The organism is Enterobacter sp. 342 (genome assembly GCF_036663495.1).
GTDB lineage: Bacteria > Pseudomonadota > Gammaproteobacteria > Enterobacterales > Enterobacteriaceae > Enterobacter.
This window is the reverse complement of sequence record NZ_JAWUEI010000005.1, coordinates 79,614-104,149: the sequence shown is the minus strand read 5'-3', so window position 1 is coordinate 104,149 and position 24,536 is coordinate 79,614. Positions and strand designations below refer to the sequence as shown.

22 protein-coding genes are annotated in these 24,536 nt (G+C 52.9%); 8 read left to right on the top strand and 14 right to left on the bottom strand.

What is annotated here, in order from left to right; all coding sequences use genetic code 11:
* Window positions 1–6 precede the first annotated feature (6 nt).
* The 4 genes from V6E55_RS06035 to xseB form a co-directional block, all read right to left on the bottom strand.
* Window positions 7–981: an aldo/keto reductase gene (locus V6E55_RS06035; RefSeq protein WP_316942382.1), complete on the bottom strand. Its 975-nt coding sequence runs from the start codon at window positions 979–981 to the stop codon at window positions 7–9.
* Window positions 982–1,043: 62 nt separating this feature from the next.
* The gene (gene dxs, locus V6E55_RS06030; protein ID WP_114977923.1) at window positions 1,044–2,906 is read right to left on the bottom strand and encodes a 1-deoxy-D-xylulose-5-phosphate synthase; all 1,863 of its coding nucleotides are present in this window, start codon (window positions 2,904–2,906) and stop codon (window positions 1,044–1,046) included.
* Window positions 2,907–2,930: 24 nt separating this feature from the next.
* Window positions 2,931–3,830, bottom strand: coding sequence for a (2E,6E)-farnesyl diphosphate synthase (gene ispA, locus V6E55_RS06025; protein ID WP_028017656.1), 900 nt, complete (start codon window positions 3,828–3,830; stop codon window positions 2,931–2,933).
* On the bottom strand, window positions 3,831–4,073 hold the full coding sequence (gene xseB, locus V6E55_RS06020) for an exodeoxyribonuclease VII small subunit (RefSeq protein WP_008503331.1): 243 nt from the start codon (window positions 4,071–4,073) through the stop codon (window positions 3,831–3,833).
* 191 nt (window positions 4,074–4,264) lie between these two features.
* Between xseB and thiI the strand changes: the two genes are divergently transcribed.
* Window positions 4,265–5,713 (top strand): tRNA uracil 4-sulfurtransferase ThiI, encoded by a 1,449-nt coding sequence (gene thiI, locus V6E55_RS06015; RefSeq protein ID WP_114977924.1) that lies wholly within the window; start codon window positions 4,265–4,267, stop codon window positions 5,711–5,713.
* Window positions 5,714–5,806: 93 nt separating this feature from the next.
* Here thiI and yajL read toward each other — a convergent pair whose 3' ends face one another.
* Window positions 5,807–6,400, bottom strand: coding sequence for a protein deglycase YajL (gene yajL, locus V6E55_RS06010; RefSeq protein WP_114977925.1), 594 nt, complete (start codon window positions 6,398–6,400; stop codon window positions 5,807–5,809).
* Entirely contained in the window at window positions 6,363–7,274 is a 912-nt protein-coding gene (panE, locus tag V6E55_RS06005; protein ID WP_129996575.1) for a 2-dehydropantoate 2-reductase, read from the bottom strand. Before panE ends, yajL begins: the two co-directional genes overlap by 38 nt.
* Before the next feature lie 121 nt (window positions 7,275–7,395).
* On the opposite strand from panE, the gene V6E55_RS06000 reads away from it, so the two are divergent.
* A complete protein-coding gene (locus V6E55_RS06000; RefSeq protein ID WP_023334701.1) occupies window positions 7,396–7,887 on the top strand; it encodes a YajQ family cyclic di-GMP-binding protein in 492 nt (163 codons plus the stop codon).
* A 32-nt stretch (window positions 7,888–7,919) separates the two neighbouring features.
* Here V6E55_RS06000 and V6E55_RS05995 read toward each other — a convergent pair whose 3' ends face one another.
* From V6E55_RS05995 to V6E55_RS05960, 8 genes are all read right to left on the bottom strand, one after another.
* On the bottom strand, window positions 7,920–9,281 hold the full coding sequence (locus tag V6E55_RS05995; protein WP_316942381.1) for an MFS transporter: 1,362 nt from the start codon (window positions 9,279–9,281) through the stop codon (window positions 7,920–7,922).
* Window positions 9,282–9,430: 149 nt separating this feature from the next.
* Entirely contained in the window at window positions 9,431–10,318 is an 888-nt protein-coding gene (cyoE, locus tag V6E55_RS05990; RefSeq protein ID WP_028017649.1) for a heme o synthase, read from the bottom strand.
* Between the two features lie 11 nt (window positions 10,319–10,329).
* Window positions 10,330–10,656 carry a cytochrome o ubiquinol oxidase subunit IV gene (locus V6E55_RS05985; protein WP_028017648.1) on the bottom strand — a complete coding sequence of 109 codons (327 nt, stop codon included), beginning with the start codon at window positions 10,654–10,656 and terminating at the stop codon, window positions 10,330–10,332.
* Complete coding sequence (locus V6E55_RS05980; RefSeq protein WP_129996573.1) at window positions 10,656–11,270, bottom strand: cytochrome o ubiquinol oxidase subunit III; 615 nt, start codon at window positions 11,268–11,270, stop codon at window positions 10,656–10,658. Before V6E55_RS05980 ends, V6E55_RS05985 begins: the two co-directional genes overlap by 1 nt.
* A complete protein-coding gene (gene cyoB / locus V6E55_RS05975) occupies window positions 11,260–13,251 on the bottom strand; it encodes a cytochrome o ubiquinol oxidase subunit I (RefSeq protein WP_114977929.1) in 1,992 nt (663 codons plus the stop codon). Before cyoB ends, V6E55_RS05980 begins: the two co-directional genes overlap by 11 nt.
* Before the next feature lie 16 nt (window positions 13,252–13,267).
* A complete protein-coding gene (gene cyoA, locus V6E55_RS05970; protein WP_049007496.1) occupies window positions 13,268–14,215 on the bottom strand; it encodes a cytochrome o ubiquinol oxidase subunit II in 948 nt (315 codons plus the stop codon).
* Between the two features lie 478 nt (window positions 14,216–14,693).
* Window positions 14,694–16,169, bottom strand: coding sequence for a muropeptide MFS transporter AmpG (ampG, locus tag V6E55_RS05965; RefSeq protein ID WP_316942380.1), 1,476 nt, complete (start codon window positions 16,167–16,169; stop codon window positions 14,694–14,696).
* 45 nt (window positions 16,170–16,214) lie between these two features.
* Window positions 16,215–16,793, bottom strand: a complete 579-nt coding sequence (locus V6E55_RS05960; RefSeq protein WP_114977931.1) for a lipoprotein — start codon at window positions 16,791–16,793, stop codon at window positions 16,215–16,217.
* A gap of 305 nt (window positions 16,794–17,098) precedes the next feature.
* Here V6E55_RS05960 and bolA point away from each other — a divergent pair, with 305 nt between their 5' ends.
* The 6 genes from bolA to hupB all read left to right on the top strand — a co-directional run bounded on the left by bolA (window position 17,099) and on the right by hupB (window position 24,352).
* Window positions 17,099–17,416, top strand: coding sequence for a transcriptional regulator BolA (bolA, locus tag V6E55_RS05955; RefSeq protein ID WP_013095855.1), 318 nt, complete (start codon window positions 17,099–17,101; stop codon window positions 17,414–17,416).
* 330 nt (window positions 17,417–17,746) lie between these two features.
* The gene (gene tig / locus V6E55_RS05950; protein WP_028017642.1) at window positions 17,747–19,045 is read left to right on the top strand and encodes a trigger factor; all 1,299 of its coding nucleotides are present in this window, start codon (window positions 17,747–17,749) and stop codon (window positions 19,043–19,045) included.
* A gap of 260 nt (window positions 19,046–19,305) precedes the next feature.
* Complete coding sequence (gene clpP / locus V6E55_RS05945) at window positions 19,306–19,929, top strand: ATP-dependent Clp endopeptidase proteolytic subunit ClpP (protein WP_020885210.1); 624 nt, start codon at window positions 19,306–19,308, stop codon at window positions 19,927–19,929.
* A 127-nt stretch (window positions 19,930–20,056) separates the two neighbouring features.
* Window positions 20,057–21,331, top strand: coding sequence for an ATP-dependent protease ATP-binding subunit ClpX (gene clpX / locus V6E55_RS05940; RefSeq protein WP_080328063.1), 1,275 nt, complete (start codon window positions 20,057–20,059; stop codon window positions 21,329–21,331).
* A 183-nt stretch (window positions 21,332–21,514) separates the two neighbouring features.
* Window positions 21,515–23,869, top strand: a complete 2,355-nt coding sequence (gene lon / locus V6E55_RS05935) for an endopeptidase La (protein ID WP_028017640.1) — start codon at window positions 21,515–21,517, stop codon at window positions 23,867–23,869.
* A gap of 210 nt (window positions 23,870–24,079) precedes the next feature.
* Window positions 24,080–24,352 (top strand): nucleoid-associated protein HU-beta, encoded by a 273-nt coding sequence (hupB, locus tag V6E55_RS05930; RefSeq protein ID WP_002444653.1) that lies wholly within the window; start codon window positions 24,080–24,082, stop codon window positions 24,350–24,352.
* The last annotated feature ends 184 nt before the right edge of the window (window positions 24,353–24,536 follow it).

Sequence of the window (24,536 nt, the reverse complement as noted above, 5' to 3'; positions counted from 1 at the left end):
GAGGGCTTACTTAAACCCTACCACCGGATGCTGTTGATATGGTGTCTCCAGCTCGGCAATCTGCTCCGGCGTCAGCGTGATGTCCACCGCATTCAGCAGTTCATCAAGCTGTTCTTCCCGCGACGTCCCAATAATCGGTGCCGCAACCCCTCGTTTACCCAGCAGCCACGCCAGCGCCACCTGGGCTCGGGTGGCACCGGTTTCGTCAGCAATCCCGGCTAAACGTTCGGCAATCAACGCATCGCTGGCCTCTGTGCCTTCATACAGATTTTTTCCCACTTCATCCGATACCAGGCGGGCCGTGGTTTCCCCCCACGGACGAGTCAGGCGACCGCGTGCCAGCGGGCTCCACGGGATCACCGCCACGCCCTCTTGATGGCACAGCGGCAGCATCTCACGTTCTTCTTCGCGATAGATAAGATTGTAGTGATCCTGCATGGTGACGAAGCGCGCCCAGCCATGCAGTGCCTGGAGAGCGAGCGCCTGTGCAAACTGCGACGCGTGCATTGATGAGGCGCCGATGTAGCGTGCTTTACCCGCTTTCACCACGTCGTTGAGCGCTTCAAGCGTCTCCTCGATCGGCGTGTTGTAATCCCAGCGGTGGATTTGCAGCAGATCGACGTGATCCATGTTCAGGCGTCTGAGGCTGTCATCAATGGAACGCAGGATCTGCGCGCGAGAAAGTCCCTGAGCCAGATCGCCCACCGGGTAATACACCTTGGTGGCGACCACAATTTCATCACGACGGGCAAAATCGCGCAGGGCACGGCCGACAATCTCCTCGCTGCTGCCGTCGGAGTAGCTGTTGGCGGTGTCAAAGAAGTTAATGCCACCTTCGATGGCGCGTTTGATGATCGGGCGGCTACTCTCTTCCGGCAGCGTCCAGGCGTGATTACCCCGGTCAGGCTCGCCAAAGGTCATGCACCCCAGGCAAAGTCGGGAAACGTTAAGATCTGTTTTTCCTAATGTCGTGTATTGCATGGTTCCACTCCTGCTTTTTAAACAATACGTTTAAGCATAGCAGGAGCGGAAAAGGGGAGGGATCAGGCAAGCCAGGTACGAATTTTGGCTTCAATGCCTGCAGCATCCAGGCCAATCGCCGTGCGGGCTTCGTCCTGAGTACCTTGCGGAATGAAGTGATCCGGCAGACCGAGGTTCAGCACCGGAACGGCTTTACGGTTCGCCATCAGCACTTCGTTCACGCCGCTGCCCGCGCCGCCCATGATGGCGTTTTCTTCCAGCGTCACCAGCACGTCATGGGTTTCCGCCATGTTCAGGATCAGGGATTCATCGAGCGGTTTTACAAAGCGCATATCCACCAGAGTGGCATTCAGCGATTCAGCGACCTTTGCTGCTTCTGGCATCAGGGTACCAAAGTTCAAAATTGCCACTTTCTCACCGCGACGCTTCACCAGACCTTTACCTATCGCCAGCTTCTCAAGCGGTTGCAGCTCAACGCCTACCGCATTACCGCGCGGGTAGCGAACCGCGCTTGGGCCGTCCTGATAGTGGTAGCCGGTAAACAGCATCTGACGACATTCGTTCTCGTCGGATGGCGTCATGATGACCATATCCGGGATACAGCGCAGGAACGACAGGTCAAAAGCCCCCTGGTGTGTCTGACCGTCCGCACCGACAATGCCCGCACGATCGATAGCAAACAGCACTGGCAGTTTCTGAATAGCAACGTCATGGATCACCTGATCGTAAGCGCGCTGCAGGAAGGTGGAGTAAATCGCGACAACCGGTTTGTAGCCGCCAATTGCCAGGCCTGCTGCAAACGTCACCGCGTGCTGCTCGGCAATGGCCACGTCAAAATACTGATCGGGGTATTTTCTGGAGAACTCCACCATGCCAGAGCCTTCACGCATGGCCGGGGTAATCGCCATCAGCTTGTTGTCTTTTGCGGCGGTTTCGCACAGCCAGTCACCAAAGATTTTCGAATAGCTCGGCATGCCGCCGCTGCTTTTTGGCAGACAACCACTGGACGGGTCGAATTTCGGTACCGCGTGGAAGGTGATCGGATCTTTTTCCGCCGGCTCGTAGCCACGCCCTTTTTTGGTCATGATGTGCAGGAACTGCGGGCCTTTGAGATCACGCATGTTCTTGAGCGTCGACACCAGCCCCAGTACGTCATGGCCATCAACCGGGCCAATATAGTTAAAGCCCAGCTCTTCAAACAGGGTTCCCGGCACGACCATGCCTTTGATGTGTTCTTCGGTACGCTTGAGCAGTTCTTTGATCGGCGGTACGCCAGAGAAGACTTTTTTCCCGCCTTCACGCAGCGAGGAGTAAAGCTTACCGGAGAGCAACTGCGCCAGATGGTTGTTCAACGCGCCGACGTTCTCGGAAATCGACATTTCGTTATCGTTAAGAATAACCAGCATGTCTGGCTTGATATCACCTGCGTGGTTCATAGCCTCAAAGGCCATGCCAGCAGTGATGGCCCCGTCACCAATCACGCAGACGGTGCGGCGCTGCTTGTTCTCTTTTTCGGCGGCAACGGCAATACCGATACCCGCTGAAATAGAGGTGGACGAGTGGCCGACGCTCAGCACGTCATACTCGCTCTCACCGCGCCACGGGAACGGGTGCAGGCCGCCTTTCTGACGAATGGTGCCAATTTTATCGCGACGCCCGGTCAGAATTTTGTGTGGATAGGCCTGGTGACCCACGTCCCAGATGAGCTGATCGAACGGCGTGTTATAGACATAGTGCAGCGCCACGGTCAGCTCTACCGTGCCAAGCCCGGAGGCGAAATGACCGCTGGAGCGGCTAACGCTGTCGAGCAGGTAACGACGCAGCTCGTCGCACAGCTTCGGCAGGCTCTCTTTCGGCAACAGACGTAACTCCTGGGTGGAGTCAACTAACGCCAGTGTCGGGTATTTGGCAATATCAAAACTCATCAAAGGCTCATCGAGATAGTGTGTTTATTTATCACGCTGGATTATATAGTCCGCTAGCGCTTCCAGTGCCGAAGTATCCAGTGATTGCGCGGCCAGTTGATTCAGCGACTGGCGGGCATCCTCTATCAGATCCCGGGCTTTACGTTGGGCTTGCTCAAGACCCAGCAGGGCGGGGTAGGTACTTTTGCCAAGCTGCTGGTCCGCACCCTGACGTTTACCCAATGTTGCAGTATCGCCCACCACATCCAGAATGTCATCCTGAACCTGGAATGCCAGACCGATACTTTCTGCGTATCTGTCCAGAATCGGCAGGGCTTTGCGCCCTTGCTCACCCGCGCTCAGCGCACCCAGGCGAACGGCGGAACGAATCAATGCCCCGGTTTTATGGCGATGAATACGCTCCAGCTGTTCCAGATTAACCTGACGTCCTTCGGCGTCCAGATCCAGTGCCTGCCCCCCGCACATACCGGCAACACCGCTGGCCATGGCCAGTTCGGAGATCATTGCCAGGCGGTCGCGATCGGCCACTTCAGCCATCGGTGCATCGCTCAAAATCGAAAATGCCAGTGTTTGCAGGGCATCTCCCGCCAGAATGGCATTTGCTTCGCCAAACTTGATATGGCAGGTAGGCTGACCCCGACGTAAGTCGTCATCGTCCATTGCCGGTAAATCATCGTGGATCAGCGAGTAGGCATGGATACACTCAACGGCGGCTGCCGGAGCGTCCAGCGTGTTTTCGCTGATACCAAACATATTGCCTGTGGCATAGACCAGGAATGGGCGCAGGCGCTTTCCACCCAAGAGTGCGCCATAGTGCATGGCCTCAACCAGTGGAGTGTTCTGAAAAGGCTGTGGCTCGATAAAACGGCGCAGCGCATCGTTGGCACGCGCGACGCATGCCTGAAGCTCGTTGGCAAAATCCATTTACTCGGCGTCCGGTGTAAAAGGCGTGGTTTTAGCGTCTTCGCTATCGGACAGCAGGATCTGCACACGCTGCTCGGCCTGCTGCAGTTTGACCTGCCCCTGACGTGCCAGTTGCACGCCACGCTCGAATTCGTTGAGTGCCTCTTCCAGCGGGAGATCGCCGCTCTCAAGACGGGTAACGATTTGCTCCAGTTCACTCAGCGCAGTTTCGAAACTGGCCGGTGCGTCGTTCTTCTTCGGCATAGTGAATTGACTCTTATATTCTCAGCCCCGACATGGTAACGGACTCAGGGCAATTATCAAATAACGCGCAATGTGCACAGGAGTGGCGCGATGGTGGTATACTTGCGCGCCTGGAAGCAGCCTTCGGTTATAGGGGCTGCTGTATTTTTCCATTACAAGCCTTATAAGCTTGCCTAAGAAACATTGCCGCCATGAAGTTTATCATTAAATTGTTCCCTGAAATCACCATCAAAAGCCAATCTGTGCGTTTGCGCTTTATTAAAATTCTCACCGGGAACATTCGTAACGTATTAAAGCACTACGACGAAACCCTCGCCGTGGTGCGCCACTGGGACCACGTTGAAGTCCGTGCGAAAGACGAAAACAAACGTCAGGATATCCGCGACGCACTGACCCGTATTCCGGGCATTCACCATATTCTGGAAGTGGAAGATGTTCCTTTCACCTCCCTGCATGACATCTTCGAAAAAGCGCTGGTGCAGTACCGCGATCAGATCGAAGGCAAAACCTTCTGTGTCCGCGTGAAGCGTCGCGGTAAGCATGAATTCAGCTCCATTGAAGTGGAACGTTACGTTGGCGGCGGTCTGAACCAGCACGTCGAGTCTGCGCGCGTGCGTCTGACCAACCCGGACGTGACCGTTAACCTGGAGATCGAAAACGATCGTCTGCTGCTGGTAAAAGGTCGTTACGAAGGTATTGGCGGTTTCCCAATCGGTACTCAGGAAGATGTGCTGTCGCTGATCTCGGGTGGCTTCGATTCCGGCGTCTCCAGCTATATGCTGATGCGTCGCGGCTGCCGCGTGCACTACTGCTTCTTCAACCTGGGTGGCGCGGCGCATGAAATCGGCGTTCGTCAGGTCGCGCATTATCTGTGGAACCGCTTTGGCAGTTCTCACCGTGTTCGTTTCGTCGCGATTAACTTCGAACCTGTGGTCGGCGAAATCCTTGAGAAAGTCGACGACGGTCAGATGGGCGTGGTGCTGAAGCGTATGATGGTGCGTGCGGCATCCAAAGTGGCTGAGCGCTACGGCGTGCAGGCGCTGGTTACCGGTGAAGCGCTTGGCCAGGTCTCCAGCCAGACGCTGACCAACTTGCGTCTGATCGACAACGTGTCAGATACGCTGATCCTGCGTCCGCTGATTTCCCACGACAAAGAGCACATCATCGACCTGGCGCGTGAAATCGGTACTGAAGATTTTGCCCGTACCATGCCGGAATACTGCGGCGTGATCTCAAAAAGCCCGACCGTCAAAGCGGTGAAGGCGAAGATCGAAGCAGAAGAAGAGAACTTCGATTTCGGTATTCTGGAAAAAGTGGTGGCGGAAGCGTCCAACATTGATATCCGTGAGATTGCCCAGCAGACCGAGCAGGAAGTCGTAGAAGTTGAAACCGTGAGCGGTTTCGGCGCTAACGATGCAATTCTGGATATTCGCTCCATTGATGAGCAGGATGACAAGCCGCTGCAGGTTGAAGGCGTCGAAGTGGTTTCTCTGCCGTTCTACAAGCTGAGCACCAAATTTGGCGACCTCGACCAGAGCAAAACCTACCTGCTGTGGTGTGAGCGTGGGGTGATGAGCCGTCTGCAGGCGCTGTATCTGCGCGAGCAGGGCTTTGCAAATGTGAAGGTGTATCGCCCGTAGTTTCTCGCCCGGTGGCGCTTCGCTTACCGGGCCTACGGGTGTATGCATTTGTAGGCCGGGTAAGGCGCAGCCGCCACCCGGCTTTTCTTTGCACTACTCTTCGTAATAATTATAAATCCCCGCCGGTATCACCAGCGATGACGCCACTTCGTACGCCTTCTCTCGCCCGACCAGCAGGTCAATAATCTTTAAGCCAAAATCAATCGCCGTGCCCGGTCCCTGGCTGGTGAGCAGGTTGACGCGCGGATCCCAGACGACGCGTTTATCCACCCAATGCTCTTCCGGGATCGTATCCTTAAGCCCCGGGAAGCCGGTCATATTGCCGATGGGGAAAATATCGTGCGGAACCAGAACCGTTCCGGCTGCAGCGCAGATAGCCGCGACGATACGGCCGGATAAATGAAACTGGCGCACGGTTTCGACCAGCAGCGGGCTGTCGCGAAAACACTCTGCGCCCTTCAGGCCACCAGGCAGGACGATGATGTCGTATTCCCCGTCGGCCACCTGCACAAGCGGGGCATCCGCGAGGATCTTCACCCCTCGAGAGCAGGAGATTGCCAGATTACCATCGCTGGCGACGCTGGCAGTTGTCACCTTAATACCGCCGCGCACCATCAAATCAATGGTGGTGACCGCTTCTGTCTCTTCGCTACCAGGAGCGAGGCAGACCAGTGCCGACGCGCTCATATTCACTCTCCTTACGTTTAACCAGGTCATACAGACGGGCGTTTTCCGGTACCGCGATGCCGTGCGCGCGGGCGCGTTTTAGCAGATAGCCGGTAATGTAGTCGATTTCAGTGTGGCGTAATGCCCGAACATCCTGCAACATCGAGGAGATATTTTCTGCAGTACTATCAATAACCTGCTCGACATAATAGCGTAAATCCTCCGCCGAGGTATGCAAGCCTTCCCGTTCAATGACCTCCGCGACTTCCGCACACAGCATCGCAACCTCCTGCGGATGATTTTTCAGTTCTCCGTTCGGACAGTTCCACAACGCGGTTAGCGGGTTAATCACGCAGTTTACGGCCAGCTTGCGCCAGAGCTGAGGACGGATATTGTTATGCCAGGCCACGTCCGGCAATACCTTCTGCAGTACGTCGGCAAGATAACTGTAGTCGCCATCCTGTGTTCTGGCAGGGCCGATATGCGTTACACCGCTGGCAACATGTACGATGATATTGCCGTCGCGACGTGCAGCGTGCGTGGTCGTCGCCATCAGCAGGGGCTGTGGGATACTTTTGAGTTCATCAAGCGTCCCCATGCCGTTATGCAGCAGCAGAACAGGGGAAGTGGGGGGGAGCTGAGCGGCCAGTGCTTTTACGGCGTCTGAAACCTGCCATGCCTTGAGCGTCACCAGTAAAAGGTCACTTTGCGCCAGGAAGTCAGGATCGTTCGCGGTGAGAGATTCGTTAAAGATGCTTCCGTCTTCACCAATCAGGTTTACACTGCAATAGGGCTGGGGCACGCGCAGCCAGCCCTGAACCTCATGTCCGTGCTTGCACAGCGCGGTCAACCACAGCTGACCAAGCGCTCCGCATCCGAGCACTGTAATTTTCATTGTTCCTCCTCACCTGCAACTGCGCCAGGTGTTACGGCTTAATTATACAGCTAAGCTTCTGTTGAGTTATGCCTCGTAGCGGGTATTATGCAACGCAACAAAAGTGAAGGGAGAAGAAAAGATGCCATCTTTCGATATTGTTTCCGAAGTTGATATCCAGGAAGTTCGCAACGGCGTAGAGAACGCAACCCGCGAAGTTGAGTCACGTTTCGATTTTCGTGGCGTTGAGGCATCGTTTGAGCTGAACGATGCAAATAAGACCATTAAGGTGCTGAGCGAGTCTGATTTCCAGGTAAATCAGTTGCTCGACATTCTGCGTGCCAAGCTGTTAAAGCGCGGCATTGAAGGGACATCTCTGGATGTGCCGGAAGAGTTTGTGCACAGCGGTAAAAACTGGTTTGTCGAAGCCAAACTGAAGCAGGGTATTGAGAGCGCGGTGCAGAAGAAGATCGTTAAGCTCATCAAAGACAGCAAGCTGAAAGTGCAGGCGCAGATCCAGGGCGAAGAAATTCGTGTAACGGGCAAATCCCGTGATGATTTGCAGTCCGTGATGGCGCTGGTGCGTGGCGGCGATCTGGGACAACCGTTCCAGTTTAAAAACTTCCGCGATTAAGACGAAAATGCCCGGTTAGACCGGGCATTTTTTCAGGCTTTGAGTGCCTGCTCCACTTCAAAGCGGTTGGTCACCTTACTGTCTATTTTGACATAGGCACTACGCTCTTCCGGGGCTATCAGCACTTCACTTACCCCCTCCGTGGTTTCAAGACGCCGTTTTAGCGCGTCGTTGATCTCAACATCATCAGGGATTTCTACTCGCAGACTGCTGACGTAGCGCGGCTCTTTCATGGTGCTGGCGACCAGCAGCCAGACAGTAGCCAGCAGCGCGCCTGCAAGGAACACGGTTTGTGAGTCAAACAGACCATCCACCCAGCCGCCAAGCGAACCGCCAATTGCCACGCCGATAAACTGGCTGGTGGAGTAAATACCCATCGCCGTGCCTTTGTAACCCGCAGGGGATTCTTTACTGATAAGCGACGGCAGTAACGCTTCCATCAGGTTAAACGCAAGGAAGAAGAGTTGCACACCCGCTACCAGTTCCCAGAAGTGCGGGCCGGAGCCCCAGAGCACAATCTCGGCAATCAGTAGTACCGCCACGCAGCCCACGAAAACACGCTTCATCTTGCGTTTCACTTCGGCGTAGATGATGAACGGTACGACAGAGACAAACGAAATCAGCATTGTGACCAGATAGATTTTCCAGTGCTCAGCGGCCGGGAAACCCGCCGCAGCAAGCTGGCCTGGCAGGGCGACAAAGGTCGACATCAGCAGGATATGCAGGCACATAATGCCAAAATTGAGCTTGAGCAGGCGCGGCTCGACAATCACTTTGCTGAAGCAGCCTTTTACCATCCCGGATTCACGGTTGAGGACGTGGTTTTTGCTGTCTGGCACCACCCATAGGGTTAAGACGATACCCATTGTCGCCAGCACGGCAATCATCCAGAACAGGGCGTGCAGGCCGAGTGCATGGGTAATAATGGGGCCGAGCACCATTGCAATGGCAAAGGTGACGCCAAAACTTACACCGATAAACGCCATCGCCTTAGTGCGGTTTTGCTCGCGGGTTAAATCTGACAGCAATGCCATCACCGCAGCAGCTATTGCGCCGGAACCCTGCAAGGCCCGGCCAAGAATAATGCCCCATATGGAGTGGGAGAGGGCGGCAATGACGCTCCCGAGAACAAAAATAAGCAGACCACCGACAATCAGCGGTTTTCGTCCAACCCGGTCAGAGAGCAGGCCGAACGGGATCTGGAATACCGCCTGCGCCAGTCCGTAGATACCGATTGCGAGTCCAATCAGTGCCTCGCTGGCTCCCTGCAACGCCATACCGTACGTGGTCAGAACAGGCAGGACCATAAACATGCCAAGCATCCGTAGCGAGAAGACAGTCCCTAAGCCCCAGGTCGCGCGAAGCTCGCCTGGCGTCATTTTATAATCGTTCATTACCACCTCAGTTCAAAAGCAGGCCATAGTGTAGTGCGGGGAAGGGGCGGGGTAAATAAAGGGTTATTTAACAAATATTACATGCGTTATTAATAGATTCAGTGAATAAAAAAGGGTGCCGAAGCACCCCTTTATTCACCTGTTGTGGCTTACCAGACGTAAGTCAGCAGGTTGTGTGATTCAGGCACCATGAAGTCTACGGACATCATCACGGACAGCGAGGTGATGGCCACAATCGAGAACACAAACAGTTTGCGCGCCCAGACTTTGTCATCTTCCACTTTGTAACCGCGCAGCGCCATACCGAGCCACCAGACGCTCACTGCGGCCGCTACCGCCAGATATTTGTATCCAGCGTAGCCGCCGAGAGAGAGCATCAGTGTTGCCACGGCAAAAGCGATGATGTACAGCGTGATGTGGTTCTTGGCAACGGAGATGCCTTTCACGACCGGCAGAACCGGGATATTCGCTGCCTGATAATCCTTAAAGCGGAAAATCGCGATGGCATAGGAGTGCGGCATCTGCCACAGGCTAAAGATAGCCAGCAGGATAGCTGCACCACTGTCGAACTCGTTCGTGACCGCGCAGTAGCCAATCACCGGCGGCGCAGCGCCGGAGAGAGAACCAATCAGCGTGCCGTAAACGGAGTGACGTTTCATATACAGGCTGTAAACGCCCACATAAACCACGAACCCCATCACCCCCAGCCAGCAGGCCAGTGGGTTAGCACCAAACCACAGCAGCATAAAGCCAGCAATACCCAGCAAGGTGGCGTACACCAGCGAGACGGAAGGGGCGATCAGGCCTTTAACCAGCACCCGATTTTTGGTCCTTTCCATCTTCTTGTCGATATCCATGTCGATGTAGTTGTTAAATACACAACCGGACGCAACAACCAGTGACACACCGACCAGCGTGTAGATAAAGAGGGTGTAATCAATGCTACCTTTAGAGGCCAGCAGGAACCCTCCGATCACAGAGATCAGGTTGCCAAAGATGATGCCTGGTTTCGTTACTTGCAGGTATTGCTTAAACATACTCGCCGCTCTTAGTGAACCATCATGTTGTAGTTGAGGTTCCACATAATCCAGATGGAACCGACTACCAGGATAGCGATGATAATCACGGTAAAGACGAAGGCCGTCATGTTCCAGCCTTCATCGGACTTGGTGTTCATGTGCAGGAAGCAAACCAGATGCACCAGAATCTGAACCACAGCGGTGACCAGGACAGTGCCCAGAATCGCCGCGTGAGAAGCAGAACCGCTCATCACCATCCAGAACGGGATCACCGTCAGGATGATCGACAGGATAAAACCTGTCATGTAGGTTTTTACGCTACCGTGGGAAGCGCCATGATCGGTTGAATGACTCATTACATCGCCCCCATCAGATAGACAACAGAGAACACACAGATCCATACCACGTCCAGGAAGTGCCAGAACAGGCTCAGGCACATAATACGGGTACGGTTAGTGCTGGTCAGGCCGCGACGGGATACCTGGAACATCAGTACCGCCATCCAGATCAGACCTGAGGTTACGTGCAGACCGTGAGTACCGACCAGCGCGAAGAACGCGGACAGGAAGCCACTACGATCAGGCCCGAAGCCTTCCATAATCAGGTGATGGAATTCATAGATTTCCATCCCGATAAATCCAGCACCAAACAACCAGGTCAACGCCAGCCAGGAGACAACCTGGCTCTTGTTGTTTTTGTACATGGCGATAGCCGCCATGCCGTAGGTAATAGAGCTGAATAACAGCAGTGCGGTTTCAACCAGAACGAACGGCAGTTCAAAGATGTCCTTGCCAGCCGGGCCGCCCGCTGTGCCGTTCACCAGAACGGCATAGGTCGCGAACAGACAGCAGAACAGAATGCAGTCGCTCATCAGGTAGATCCAGAAACCGAAGACTTTGGTCGGTCCTGTATCGTGGTGCGCATGGTCATGCGCGTGGGCAGTTGAGTGCGCCAGAGTATCAGTTGCCATTTTTCAGCCCCGCTTTAGAAATCTCGTCGAAATGCTGGTTTTCCAGTTTTTCGACTTCACGGACTGGTACGTAGTAGTCCACGTCCTCGTCAAAGCTCTTCACAATCCAGCTAATGATGACGCCAGCGAAGCTCGCAATCGCCAACCACCAGATGTGCCAGATCATTGCGAAACCAAACACCGTTGCGAAAGCGGCAATCACAATGCCCGCGCCGCTGTTTTTCGGCATATGGATCTCTTCGTAATGAGCAGGTTGCTTGTACGCTTCACCTTTTTCTTTCATTTCCCAGAATGCATCACGCTCATGAACGTGTGGCACGATGGCAAAGTTATAGAACGGAGGTGGAGAAGAGGTCGCCCACTCCAGCGTACGGCCACCCCATGGGTCACCGGTCAGGTCACGGTTCTGATCGCGGTCGCGAATAGAAACGTAGAACTGAATCAGCTGGCATGCGATACCCAGTGCAATCAGCACCGCACCACAGGCTGCAACAACCAGCATTGGGTGGAACTGAGGGTCAATCTGCTGGCTCAGGCGACGGGTCATACCCATGAAGCCCAGCACATACAGCGGCATGAACGCCACGAAGAAGCCGATGATCCACAGCCAGAACGCACGTTTACCCCAGGTCTCGTTCAGCGTGAAGCCGAACGCTTTTGGCCACCAGTAAGTGACACCAGCGAAGCAACCGAAGACCACACCACCGATGATAACGTTATGGAAGTGTGCAATCAGGAACAGGCTGTTGTGCAGTACGAAGTCAGCACCCGGTACCGCCAGCAGTACGCCGGTCATCCCACCCACGGAGAAGGTCACGATGAAGCCGATGGTCCACAGCATTGCTGAGTGGAACACGATGCGGCCCTGGTACATGGTGAACAGCCAGTTGAAGATCTTCACCCCGGTAGGGATGGCGATAATCATGGTGGTGATACCGAAGAAGGCGTTTACGTTCGCGCCGGCACCCATGGTGAAGAAGTGGTGCAGCCAAACGATGAACGACAGCACGGTAATACACACGGTTGCCCACACCAGAGAGGTGTAACCAAACAGGCGCTTACGTGAGAAGGTCGCTGCGATTTCGGAGAACACACCGAAGACAGGCAGAACCAGAATGTACACTTCCGGGTGACCCCAGGCCCAAATCAGGTTGATGTACATCATCATGTTGCCACCCATATCGTTGGTAAAGAAATGGGTGCCCAGGTAGCGGTCCAGGGTCAGCAGCGCGACGGTGACAGTCAGAATTGGGAAGGAGGCAATAATCAGGATGTTGGCGCACAGAGATGCCCAGGTAAATACTGGCATCTTGAACATCGTCATGCCAGGGGCACGCATCTTGATAATGGTCACGAAGAAGTTAATACCGGTCAGGGTTGTACCGATACCGGAGAGCTGAATCGCCCAAATCCAGTAGTCGACACCTACGCCAGGACTGTATTCAATTCCCGAAAGCGGTGGATAAGCCAGCCAGCCGGTCTGAGCAAATTCGCCCACACCCAGTGACAGGTTAACCAGGATTACGCCGACAACCGTGAACCAGAAGCTCAGGTTGTTCAGGAACGGGAATGCAACGTCGCGCGCGCCGATTTGCAGCGGAACGACAACGTTCATCAGACCGATAACCAGCGGCATCGCCACGAAGAAGATCATGATAACGCCGTGGGCGGTAAAGATCTGATCGTAGTGGTGAGGCGGCAGGAAGCCCGCTTCACCCGCAGAGGCAAGCACCTGCTGGCTACGCATCATGATCGCATCCGCAAAGCCACGAATTAACATGACGATACCGACGATGCAGTACATGATACCGAGTTTTTTGTGGTCAACCGAAGTCAGCCACTCATTCCACAGGTAGCTCCACTTACCGAAGTAAGTGATTAAGGCCAGTAAAGCCGCACCACCAATGATAATTGCAGCCACCGTAACCACGATAATGGGTTCATGGTATGGCACTGCATCCAGTGTCAATTTTCCGAACATTTTCTTCCTCGGCCCCTTAGTGAGCGGTTTCCGCGTGGCTCATGTCCATGCCTTCCATACCTTCGTGCGCGCTGTGCTCGCCTTCTGGCTGGGACATGTTCATGCTCTTACCGTGATCCATAAATTTGCCAATAACGTCTTTGAACAAATCTGGTTTCACGTTAGAGAAGTACTCCACCTTGTTGTATTCGCTAGGTGCAGCCACTTTATCGAACGCCGCCATGTCAGACATGGTGTTTTGAGACTGTTTCGCTTTTTCAACCCACTGGTCGAAAGCGGCACGGTCTGGCGTCGCAATAGCTTTGAACTTCATACCTGAGAAGCCCGGACCGCTATAGCTGGCGGAGATACCATCATAGGTGCCTGCTTCATTGGCAATCAGGTGCAGGTTAGTCTGCATACCGGCCATCGCGTAAATCTGGCTACCCAGACGCGGGATGAAGAAGGAGTTCATTACGGAGTTGGAGGTCACTTTGAACTGAACCGGAGTGTTCGCCGGGAAGGCGATTTCATTCACGGTAGCAATGCCCTGTTCCGGATAGATGAAGAACCATTTCCAGTCCATGGAGACCACTTCGATGGTAATCGGTTTTTCATCATGAACCAGCGGTTTGCTTGGTTCGAGGGAGTGAGTGGTTTTCCAGGTCAGCACGGCAAGGAACAGGATGATCAGAATAGGCACTGTCCAGACCACAGCTTCCACTTTATTGGAGTGTGACCAGTTAGGGCTATACTTCGCATCTTTATTGCTCGCACGATACTTCCAGGCGAAACCAACAGCCATCAAAACGGCAGGAATAACCACAATCAACATCAGGCCAAAAGCCGTCAATATCAGTGAACGTTGTTCCAGTCCAATCTGCCCTTTGGGGTCTAGTAGTGCAGAATCGCAGCCACTGAGTAATACAGTGCCCGCGAATAATGACAACCATCCCAAACTTTTATTGTATTTCCCGAGTCTCATTTAACGACCTCAATTCCACGGAGTCTGGTGGCGTTTAAAGTGTGCGGGCATTTTACGGGAAGGTTACATTACTGTAAACATCATTAGGGCTGTGTCAGGAAGGTGTTACCGGGTTCTGCCGCACGTGTCACAAGTGTTGCAAATTATGTCGGTTTTTATGACCGAAGCCGCATGGCAAGGGCTTTATAACGAAAGGACCCCCAAGCATACCCTAAAAGGGGCAATTGGTATAACCATTGTTGAAAATAAACAAAAAATTAACAATTAATTATCAATAAAGAGACATATAAAAAACGAAAAATCAAACTCTCTTATGCTGAATCGGTTAATGAAAAATAGCGTTTTGGAACAGGCTCCAATAATTTCCAAATTTTATCCCGCACAAAACAACAATTATTTTTTTCAGCGGTTGGCGGCTATTTCACCGTTATAATTTCGTTTAGTGATTACAACGGGAAATAACCTTTCGCATTTCTCTTCAGGTCATCTGCGTTTTACGCAGAGCCATGAAATCGAGTAGACCCCCGATCAGGATCCCGGCGACAGCCAGCAGGGCTCCGGCATCCAGCAGGAGGGTATCAAGGGGAAGTGCCAGAGAGGTACTGGCATTAATAATGAGCACCACAAGCCAGAGCACCAACGCGAAGCAACCCGCCATTAACAGACGTAACGCGAAACGGTAAGCGCGGTGATATTCAGTGCGCGGCATAAAGTGTTCTGTCCGTTGAGTGTATTCCAGCGTCTGGCGACAGACCAGTAACAATAAAATACCCGGCACGGCAGCCACCACGGAGAAGAGATAAAACGTCGGCCAGCCGTGGGCTTCGATAAACCAGCCTGCAATCGGCCCAACATACACGCGGCCAACAGCAGAGAGCGCCGAGAGCAGAGCGAATTGCGTTGCGGAAAAGGATTTGTTGCACAGGGTCATCAGCAGCGCGACAAATGCTGCTGTACCCATACCGCCACAGAGATTTTCAAAGAACACCGCTGCGGCCATGCTGATCATATGTTTATCGGTAATCGACAGCAGCCAGTAGCCTGCGTTGGAGGCCCCCTGAAGAATGCCGAAGATCAACAGCGCACGGAACAACGTCAGACGCTGCATTAATACGCCGCCGTAAAGTGCGCCGACAATGGTTGCAAACAACCCGAGCGTTTTGTTCACCACGCCCACTTCCCCCGCATCAAAACCCACACCACGAATGAGGAAGGTGGTGGTCAGGCTCATCGCAAAGGCATCGCCCAGCTTATAAAGGACGATAAGTAGCAGGATCAGCCAGGCATTGTTACGGCCAAAGAAATCACGTAACGGTTCGGCGACGGCCTGTTCCAGCGATCGTGGTACCGGGATCACATCGCTGGGTTCGGGGGCGAACAGTGTTGCAATAATGCAGGGGATCAGCAGGGCAGCCATCAGCCAGTACATACCCTGCCAGCCGAGGTAGCGGTCGGCCAGCCACAATGCCAGGCCACCAGAAACCAGCATCCCGAGGCGATAGCCCAGCACGCTGATGGCTGCACCGGCTCCGCGTTCTTCCGCAGGCAACACGTCCGTCTTCCAGGCATCAAACACAATATCCTGGGAGGCGGAACAGAAGGCGATCACCACCGCAAGGGCGGCCATCCAGCGAAGTTGTGTTGACGGTTCCAGGAAGCCCATGGCGGCAATGGCCAGCAGCAGCAGCACCTGCGTCATAACCAGCCAGCCGCGACGGCGGCCGAGGAACGGTGGGGTGTAGCGATCCATCACCGGCGACCACAGGAACTTAAAGACATATGCCTGGCCGACGAGTGAGAAGAAACCAATAGTTTTGAGATCGATATTCTCGACCGTCATCCACGCCTGAAGCGTGCCGGAGGTGAGCGCGAGCGGTAAGCCGGAGGCAAAGCCAAGGATCAGCAGAATCGCTGATTTCGGTTGCTGGAAAATGCGTAAGTAATGACTGGACATGTTCTTAAAAACTGACCCGGCGAAACACCGGGTCAGTCAGCAGGATTAACGCGCGTTCTGCTTGATGAAGTCGTGAATGCTGGTGTCCTGCGCCATATCGGAGATGGTATCGGTCAGCACGCTGTTCACCGCGTTAGCAATGTTCTGATTAGAGGCCTGGAACGCACCTTCTACGGAGTAGCTGGCGCGATAGTTTTTGGTCATCTTGTTGCCGTTCTTCGCGGTGGCGATGATGGCGATATCAGCTTTGGTGGCGATGTTGTAGCGAACGTTACCCTGGGAAACATCAGCGTACAGGTTGTTGACGATGATCTGCAGATCAACTGCACCGCTTGGGCCAATCATGTAGCCGCGGGAGGTCATCTGTTTCTCCAGCACTTCCTGCAGCAGGAAGCGCAGGTCACGGGAAGCGGTCAACGTCACCAGTTGATTGTCGCGGGTCACTTTCGCCAGGGCCTGATCCTGACGCTGATCGGCACCGTTAATGCTCACGGTAACGCCCATCAGACTTGGATCCTGCTGAGGCAGCGTAATTTTTGGTGAGACATCAATGGTGGTTGGCGGGGTAGCGCAGCCTGCCAGCATAAAAAGGGCTACCAACGGAAAGAAGAGTTTTTTTAACATTTTCGGGTTCTCAACGAATCGTAAGCATATAGAGAGAAAAATTGCCGCCATCATAACATCGCTAACGGCCAGGGGAAGTGGTCAACGCATGTAAATTCATCGCCTTGTCTGAAAACTGACCAGCTTACTCTTTTTCTCAACCTTTGAATGACAAAACGTATGAACCTCACAGTAAACTTCATTCGTTTGAATGAGAAAATCAGACGAAAGCTAAATATTTGTTGTCAAGGTGTAATGGAAACGGTAAAAGCGGCTAATATTTAAAGGGATGGGTGACATCCTGGCGTTGTCGGAGGAGTAATTTCATGATGATACGTGAGCAGATAGAAGATAAATTAAGGGCAGCGTTCAACCCTGTGTTCCTCGAAGTCGTCGACGAAAGCTATCGTCATAACGTGCCGGCAGGTTCTGAAAGCCACTTTAAAGTGGTTCTGGTTAGCGATCGCTTCACGGGAGAACGTTTCCTGAACCGACACCGCTTGATCTACAGCACCTTGACGGAAGAACTCTCCACAACCGTACATGCGCTGGCATTGCATACCTACACCATTAAGGAATGGGAAGGCTTGCAGGATACGGTTTTCGCATCGCCGCCGTGTCGCGGTGCTGGCACCATCGCCTGATAAATCGGATTTGCAACGGCTGGAGCTTTTCCAGTATGTTGCTTAAAGATTTCCTCAAAACGGCCTCCGGGCCGTTTTGTTTTGTCTGAGTTTTGAGCGGATGGAGCGATTTTAAGGCTAAAAATAGCCTTAAAGTGTGAAAAAAGCCGCAGCAACATGCCCCAACCGTTCTCGACTCACCTAAGTGATGCCGCTATAATGCCGCGTCTTATTGAATGTCTTCGGGATGATTCTGGCGACAGGGAATGTGAATCTGCACTAAGAGAGCATCCCGGTATAACAGACAGATTCAGAGTTGACCGAGCACTGTGATTTTTTTGAGGTAACAAGATGCAAGTTTCAGTTGAAACCACTCAAGGCCTTGGCCGCCGTGTAACGATTACTATCGCTGCTGACAGCATCGAAACTGCTGTGAAAAGCGAGCTGGTCAACGTAGCAAAAAAAGTACGTATTGACGGCTTCCGTAAGGGCAAAGTACCAATGAATGTTGTTGCTCAGCGTTATGGCGCTTCCGTGCGTCAGGATGTGCTGGGTGAACTGATGAGCCGTAACTTTATTGATGCGATCATCAAAGAAAAAATCAATCCGGCCGGCGCGCCGAACTACGTTCCAGGCGAATACAAACTGGGCGAAGACTTCACCTACTCCGTAGAGTTCGAAGTATATCCAGAAGTTGAGCTGAAAGGTCTGGAATCCATCGAAGTTGAAAAACCGATTGTCTCCGTGACTGACGAAGATGTTGACGGCATGCTGGACACCCTGCGTAAGCAGCAGGCGAACTGGAAAGAGAAAGAAGGCGCTGTTGACGCGGAAGACCGTGTGACCATCGACTTCACCGGTTCTGTAGACGGCGAAGAGTTCGAAGGCGGTAAAGCGTCTGACTTCGTACTGGCAATGGGCCAGGGTCGTATGATCCCAGGCTTCGAAGACGGTATCAAAGGCCACAAGGCTGGCGAAGAGTTCACTATTGATGTGACCTTCCCTGAAGAGTACCACGCTGAAAACCTGAAAGGTAAAGCGGCCAAGTTCGTTATCAATCTGAAGAAAGTCGAAGAGCGCGAACTGCCAGAACTGACTGAAGAATTCATCAAACGTTTCGGCGTTGAAGATGGTTCTGTAGCGGGTCTGCGTACTGAAGTGCGTAAAAACATGGAACGCGAGCTGAACGGCGCTGTGCGTAACCGTGTGAAATCTCAGGCGATCGAAGGTCTGGTGAAAGCGAACGACATCGACGTTCCAGCTGCCCTGATCGACAGCGAGATCGACGTGCTGCGCCGTCAGGCTGCACAGCGTTTCGGTGGCAACCAGCAGCAAGCGATGGAACTGCCACGCGAGCTGTTCGAAGAGCAAGCGAAACGCCGCGTTGTTGTTGGCCTGCTGCTGGGCGAAGTGATTCGTACCCACGAGCTGAAAGCTGACGAAGAGCGTGTGAAAGGCCTGATCGAAGAGATGGCGTCTGCATACGAAGATCCATCAGAAGTTATCGAGTTCTACGGTAAAAACAAAGAACTGATGGACAACATGCGCAATGTCGCACTGGAAGAGCAGGCTGTTGAAGCGGTACTGGCGAAAGCTAAAGTGTCCGAAAAAGCGACCTCTTTCAACGAACTGATGAACCAGCAGGCGTAATTTAGCCCCAAAGGTTTAAAGTTTGAACAAAAAACCCGTTGCCTTGTGGCAGCGGGTTTTTTTTATCACACCAATAGCCCAGGAAGAGTGCTAAAACGCCCTTTCAGTGTTAGCGTAACAACAAAAGGTTGTTATGCTTGAAATAGGGCACAGTGAACCCCATAAGTGTGTAATCACGATGAATGAGACTGGCTGATAATCCGTCCGTAAGGTTACAATCAGTACAGCAGGTGTTTTCAATTTTGATCCAGGAGACGGAAATGTCATACAGTGGCGAACGAGATAACTTTGCACCCCATATGGCGCTGGTGCCAATGGTTATTGAACAGACCTCACGTGGTGAGCGTTCTTTTGATATCTATTCCCGTCTGCTCAAGGAACGCGTTATCTTTCTGACCGGTCAGGTGGAAGACCACATGGCTAACCTGATCGTGGCGCAGATGCTGTTTCTGGAAGCGGAAAACCCGGAAAAAGACATTTACCTGTACATTAACTCCCCGGGTGGCGTGATTACGGCAGGTATGTCCATTTATGACACCATGCAATTCATCAAGCCTGATGTAAGCACTATCTGTATGGGTCAGGCTGCATCTATGGGCGCGTTCCTGTTAACTGCAGGGGCTAAAGGTAAGCGTTTCTGCTTACCTAATTCCCGCGTGATGATTCACCAGCCGCTGGGTGGTTACCAGGGGCAGGCGACGGATATTGAAATCCACGCCCGTGAAATTCTGAAAGTAAAAGCGCGCATGAATGAACTCATGGCGCAGCATACAGGTCAATCGCTTGAGCAGATCGAGCGCGATACCGAGCGCGATCGCTTCCTCTCTGCTTCAGAGGCAGTTGAGTACGGCTTAGTCGACTCCGTATTGACCCATCGTAATTGATGCCCGCGACGCGAGTGTGCCGCTATACTAAAGTAAGGCGGCACTTTGCCTGAGAGCAGCTTGCGTCTTAGAATGGCATTTGCGTCGTCATGTGCGGCACAAAGAACTTAAAAAGAGGTTTGGACTCATGACAGATAAACGCAAAGATGGTTCGGGCAAACTGCTGTACTGCTCTTTTTGCGGCAAAAGCCAGCATGAAGTGCGTAAACTGATTGCCGGGCCGTCCGTGTATATCTGCGACGAATGTGTCGATTTATGTAACGACATCATTCGCGAAGAGATTAAAGAAGTTGCGCCACACCGTGAACGTAGTGCGCTGCCAACACCGCATGAAATTCGTCATCACCTTGACGACTATGTCATCGGTCAGGAGCAGGCCAAGAAAGTGCTGGCGGTAGCGGTATATAACCACTACAAACGTCTGCGTAACGGTGATACCAGCAATGGCGTAGAACTGGGTAAAAGTAACATTTTGCTGATCGGCCCAACCGGTTCCGGTAAAACACTGCTGGCTGAAACCCTGGCGCGTCTGCTGGATGTTCCGTTCACTATGGCGGATGCCACCACCCTGACCGAAGCGGGTTATGTGGGTGAAGATGTAGAAAACATCATCCAGAAACTGCTGCAGAAGTGCGATTACGACGTACAGAAAGCCCAGCGCGGGATTGTTTACATCGATGAGATCGACAAGATTTCTCGTAAATCCGACAACCCGTCGATTACCCGTGATGTGTCGGGTGAAGGCGTACAGCAGGCACTGCTGAAGCTGATCGAAGGGACTGTTGCCGCCGTTCCGCCACAGGGAGGTCGTAAACATCCGCAGCAGGAGTTCCTGCAGGTTGATACGTCTAAGATCCTGTTCATCTGTGGTGGTGCGTTTGCCGGTCTGGATAAAGTCATTTCTCACCGTGTTGAAACCGGCTCCGGCATTGGTTTTGGCGCGACGGTGAAGGCGAAGTCAGAGAAAGCCAACGAAGGTGAACTGCTGTCGCAGGTTGAACCAGAAGATCTGATTAAATTCGGTCTGATTCCTGAATTCATTGGTCGTCTGCCGGTTGTGGCCACACTCAATGAGCTGAGCGAAGAGGCGCTGATCCAGATCCTGAAAGAGCCGAAAAATGCGCTGACTAAACAGTATCAGGCGCTGTTCAATCTGGAAGGCGTTGATCTGGAGTTCCGTGACGAAGCGCTGGATGCGATTGCTAAAAAAGCGATGATTCGTAAAACCGGTGCGCGTGGTCTGCGTTCTATCGTAGAAGCGGCGCTGTTGGATACCATGTACGATCTGCCGTCGATGGAAGATGTCGAAAAAGTGGTTATCGACGAGTCTGTCATTAGCGGTCAAACCAAGCCGCTGCTGATTTACGGCAAGCCGGAAGCGCAGCAGGCGTCTGGCGAATAATTCACCAAATCATACAAGCAGTTAATCAAAAAGGGGGGATTTTATCTCCCCTTTACTTTTTCCGTAATCATGGCGTTGAATGTGTGGGAAACATCCCCATATACTGGATACATGTTAATGGTTGTGTGAAGTACTGTTACATGACCAGCTTACCTGGCGGACACTAAACTAAGAGAGAGCTCTATGAATCCTGAGCGTTCTGAACGCATTGAAATCCCCGTATTGCCGTTGCGCGATGTGGTGGTTTATCCGCACATGGTCATACCCTTATTTGTAGGGCGGGAAAAATCTATCCGTTGCCTTGAAGCCGCCATGGATCATGATAAAAAAATCATGCTGGTGGCGCAGAAGGAAGCATCAACGGATGAGCCGGGTGTAAACGATCTTTTCACCGTCGGGACCGTGGCCTCTATTTTGCAGATGCTGAAGCTGCCTGACGGCACCGTGAAGGTGCTGGTAGAAGGCCTGCAGCGTGCGCGTATTACCACTCTGTCTGACAATGGCGAACATTTCTCTGCGAAGGCAGAGTACCTTGATTCGCCTCAGCTTGATGAACGCGAGCAGGAAGTGCTCGTACGCACCGCGATTAGCCAGTTTGAAGGCTATATCAAGCTGAACAAGAAAATCCCACCAGAAGTGCTGACGTCGCTGAACAGCATCGACGATCCTGCCCGTCTGGCGGACACCATCGCTGCACATATGCCGCTGAAACTGGCTGACAAACAGTCCGTGCTGGAGATGTCCGACGTTAATGAGCGTCTGGAATATCTGATGGCGATGATGGAGTCTGAAATCGATCTGCTGCAGGTTGAGAAGCGTATTCGCAACCGCGTGAAAAAGCAGATGGAGAAATCTCAGCGTGAGTACTATCTGAATGAGCAAATGAAAGCCATTCAGAAAGAACTGGGTGAGATGGACGACGCGCCGGATGAAAACGAAGCGTTGAAGCGCAAGATCGACGCGGCGAAGATGCCAAAAGAGGCAAAAGAGAAAGCGGAAGCGGAACTGCAGAAGCTGAAAATGATGTCTCCGATGTCAGCTGAAGCGACCGTCGTACGTGGCTACATTGAGTGGATGGTGCAGGTTCCGTGGAACGCCCGCAGCAAGGTCAAAAAAGATCTGCGTCAGGCCCAGGAAATCCTTGATACCGACCACTACGGCCTGGAACGCGTGAAAGACCGTATTCTTGAGTACCTCGCGGTACAAAGCCGTGTAAACAAAATCAAAGGCCCAATTCTGTGCCTGGTAGGACCTCCTGGTGTGGGTAAAACCTCTCTGGGTCAGTCCATTGCCAAGGCGACCGGGCGTAAGTACATCCGTATGGCGCTGGGTGGCGTACGCGATGAAGCGGAAATCCGCGGTCACCGTCGTACCTACATCGGTTCTATGCCGGGTAAACTGATCCAGAAGATGGCGAAAGTGGGCGTTAAAAACCCGCTGTTCCTGCTCGATGAGATCGACAAAATGTCATCGGACATGCGTGGTGATCCTGCGTCCGCGCTGTTGGAAGTGCTTGATCCTGAACAGAACGTGGCATTCAGCGATCACTACCTGGAAGTGGATTACGATCTGAGTGACGTGATGTTTGTTGCAACATCGAACTCCATGAACATTCCGGCCCCGTTGCTGGACCGTATGGAAGTGATCCGTCTCTCCGGCTACACCGAAGATGAGAAGCTGAACATCGCTAAGCAGCACCTGCTGCCGAAGCAGATTGAGCGTAACGCGCTGAAAGCCAACGAGCTGACCGTAGAGGACAGCGCGATTATTGGCATCATCCGTTACTACACCCGTGAAGCGGGCGTGCGTAGCCTTGAGCGTGAAATCTCTAAACTGTGCCGTAAGGCGGTGAAACAGCTGCTGCTGGATAAGAGCCTGAAACACATTGTGATTAACGGCGACAATCTGCATGCCTATCTCGGCGTTCAGCGTTTCGACTATGGTCGCGCGGACAACGAAAACCGCGTGGGTCAGGTGACGGGTCTGGCATGGACGGAAGTGGGTGGCGATCTGCTGACCATCGAAACCGCCTGTGTACCGGGTAAAGGTAAGCTGACCTACACCGGCTCTCTGGGCGAAGTGATGCAGGAATCCATTCAGGCTGCATTGACTGTGGTGCGCGCGCGTGCGGAGAAACTGGGTATCAACCCTGATTTCTACGAAAAACGCGACATCCACGTGCACGTTCCTGAAGGTGCGACGCCGAAAGATGGCCCAAGCGCAGGTATTGCCATGTGTACCGCCCTGGTCTCCTGTCTGACAGGTAACCCGGTGCGTGCCGATGTGGCGATGACCGGTGAAATCACCCTGCGTGGTCAGGTACTGCCAATCGGTGGATTAAAAGAAAAACTGCTGGCTGCACATCGTGGTGGGATCAAAACAGTATTGATTCCTTACGAGAATAAACGCGATCTGGAAGAGATTCCGGACAACGTAATTGCCGATCTGCAGATCCATCCGGTTAAACGCATTGAGGAAGTTCTTAGTCTCGCACTGCAGAATGAACCCTCCGGAATGCAGGTTGTAACCGCAAAATAGTGACCTCGCGCAAAGAGCGTCAATAAAAACAAGGCTGGTAAGTCATTTCGCACTTGCCAGCCTTTTTTTGTATAGCTAATTTAGATTGCTGATTAGGTCAGCCATCAACAACGGGTGTTGTAAGGTCATGGCAGGCCTGATATAACTGCTGCGCGGTCGCGTTGTGAAGGACTCAGGCGCGATATAAATTATAAAGAGAGGAAGAGAACAGTGAATAAATCTCAACTGATTGACAAAATTGCTGCTGGTGCTGATATTTCTAAGGCTGCAGCTGGACGTGCGTTAGATGCATTAATTGCTTCTGTTACTGAATCTCTGCAGGCTGGGGACGACGTTGCACTGGTAGGCTTCGGTACTTTTGCTGTTAAAGAGCGTGCTGCCCGTACTGGCCGCAACCCTCAGACCGGTAAAGAGATCACCATTGCTGCTGCTAAAGTGCCGGGTTTCCGTGCAGGTAAAGCGCTGAAAGACGCAGTAAACTGATTGCTTTCCCGATTCAGGGAAGCTGAATAGTACAAGGGCGCATCATTTGATGTGCCTTTTTTGTTTGTCCAGACCTGATTTGTGCGAGTTTATGCGAGTTGTGGGCTGACAATCGCCCCGTTTTCTTGTCACAATACGACCTTACGCGCGACGGGCAGGATTTTCCGTCAGCGTCAGGTAACCA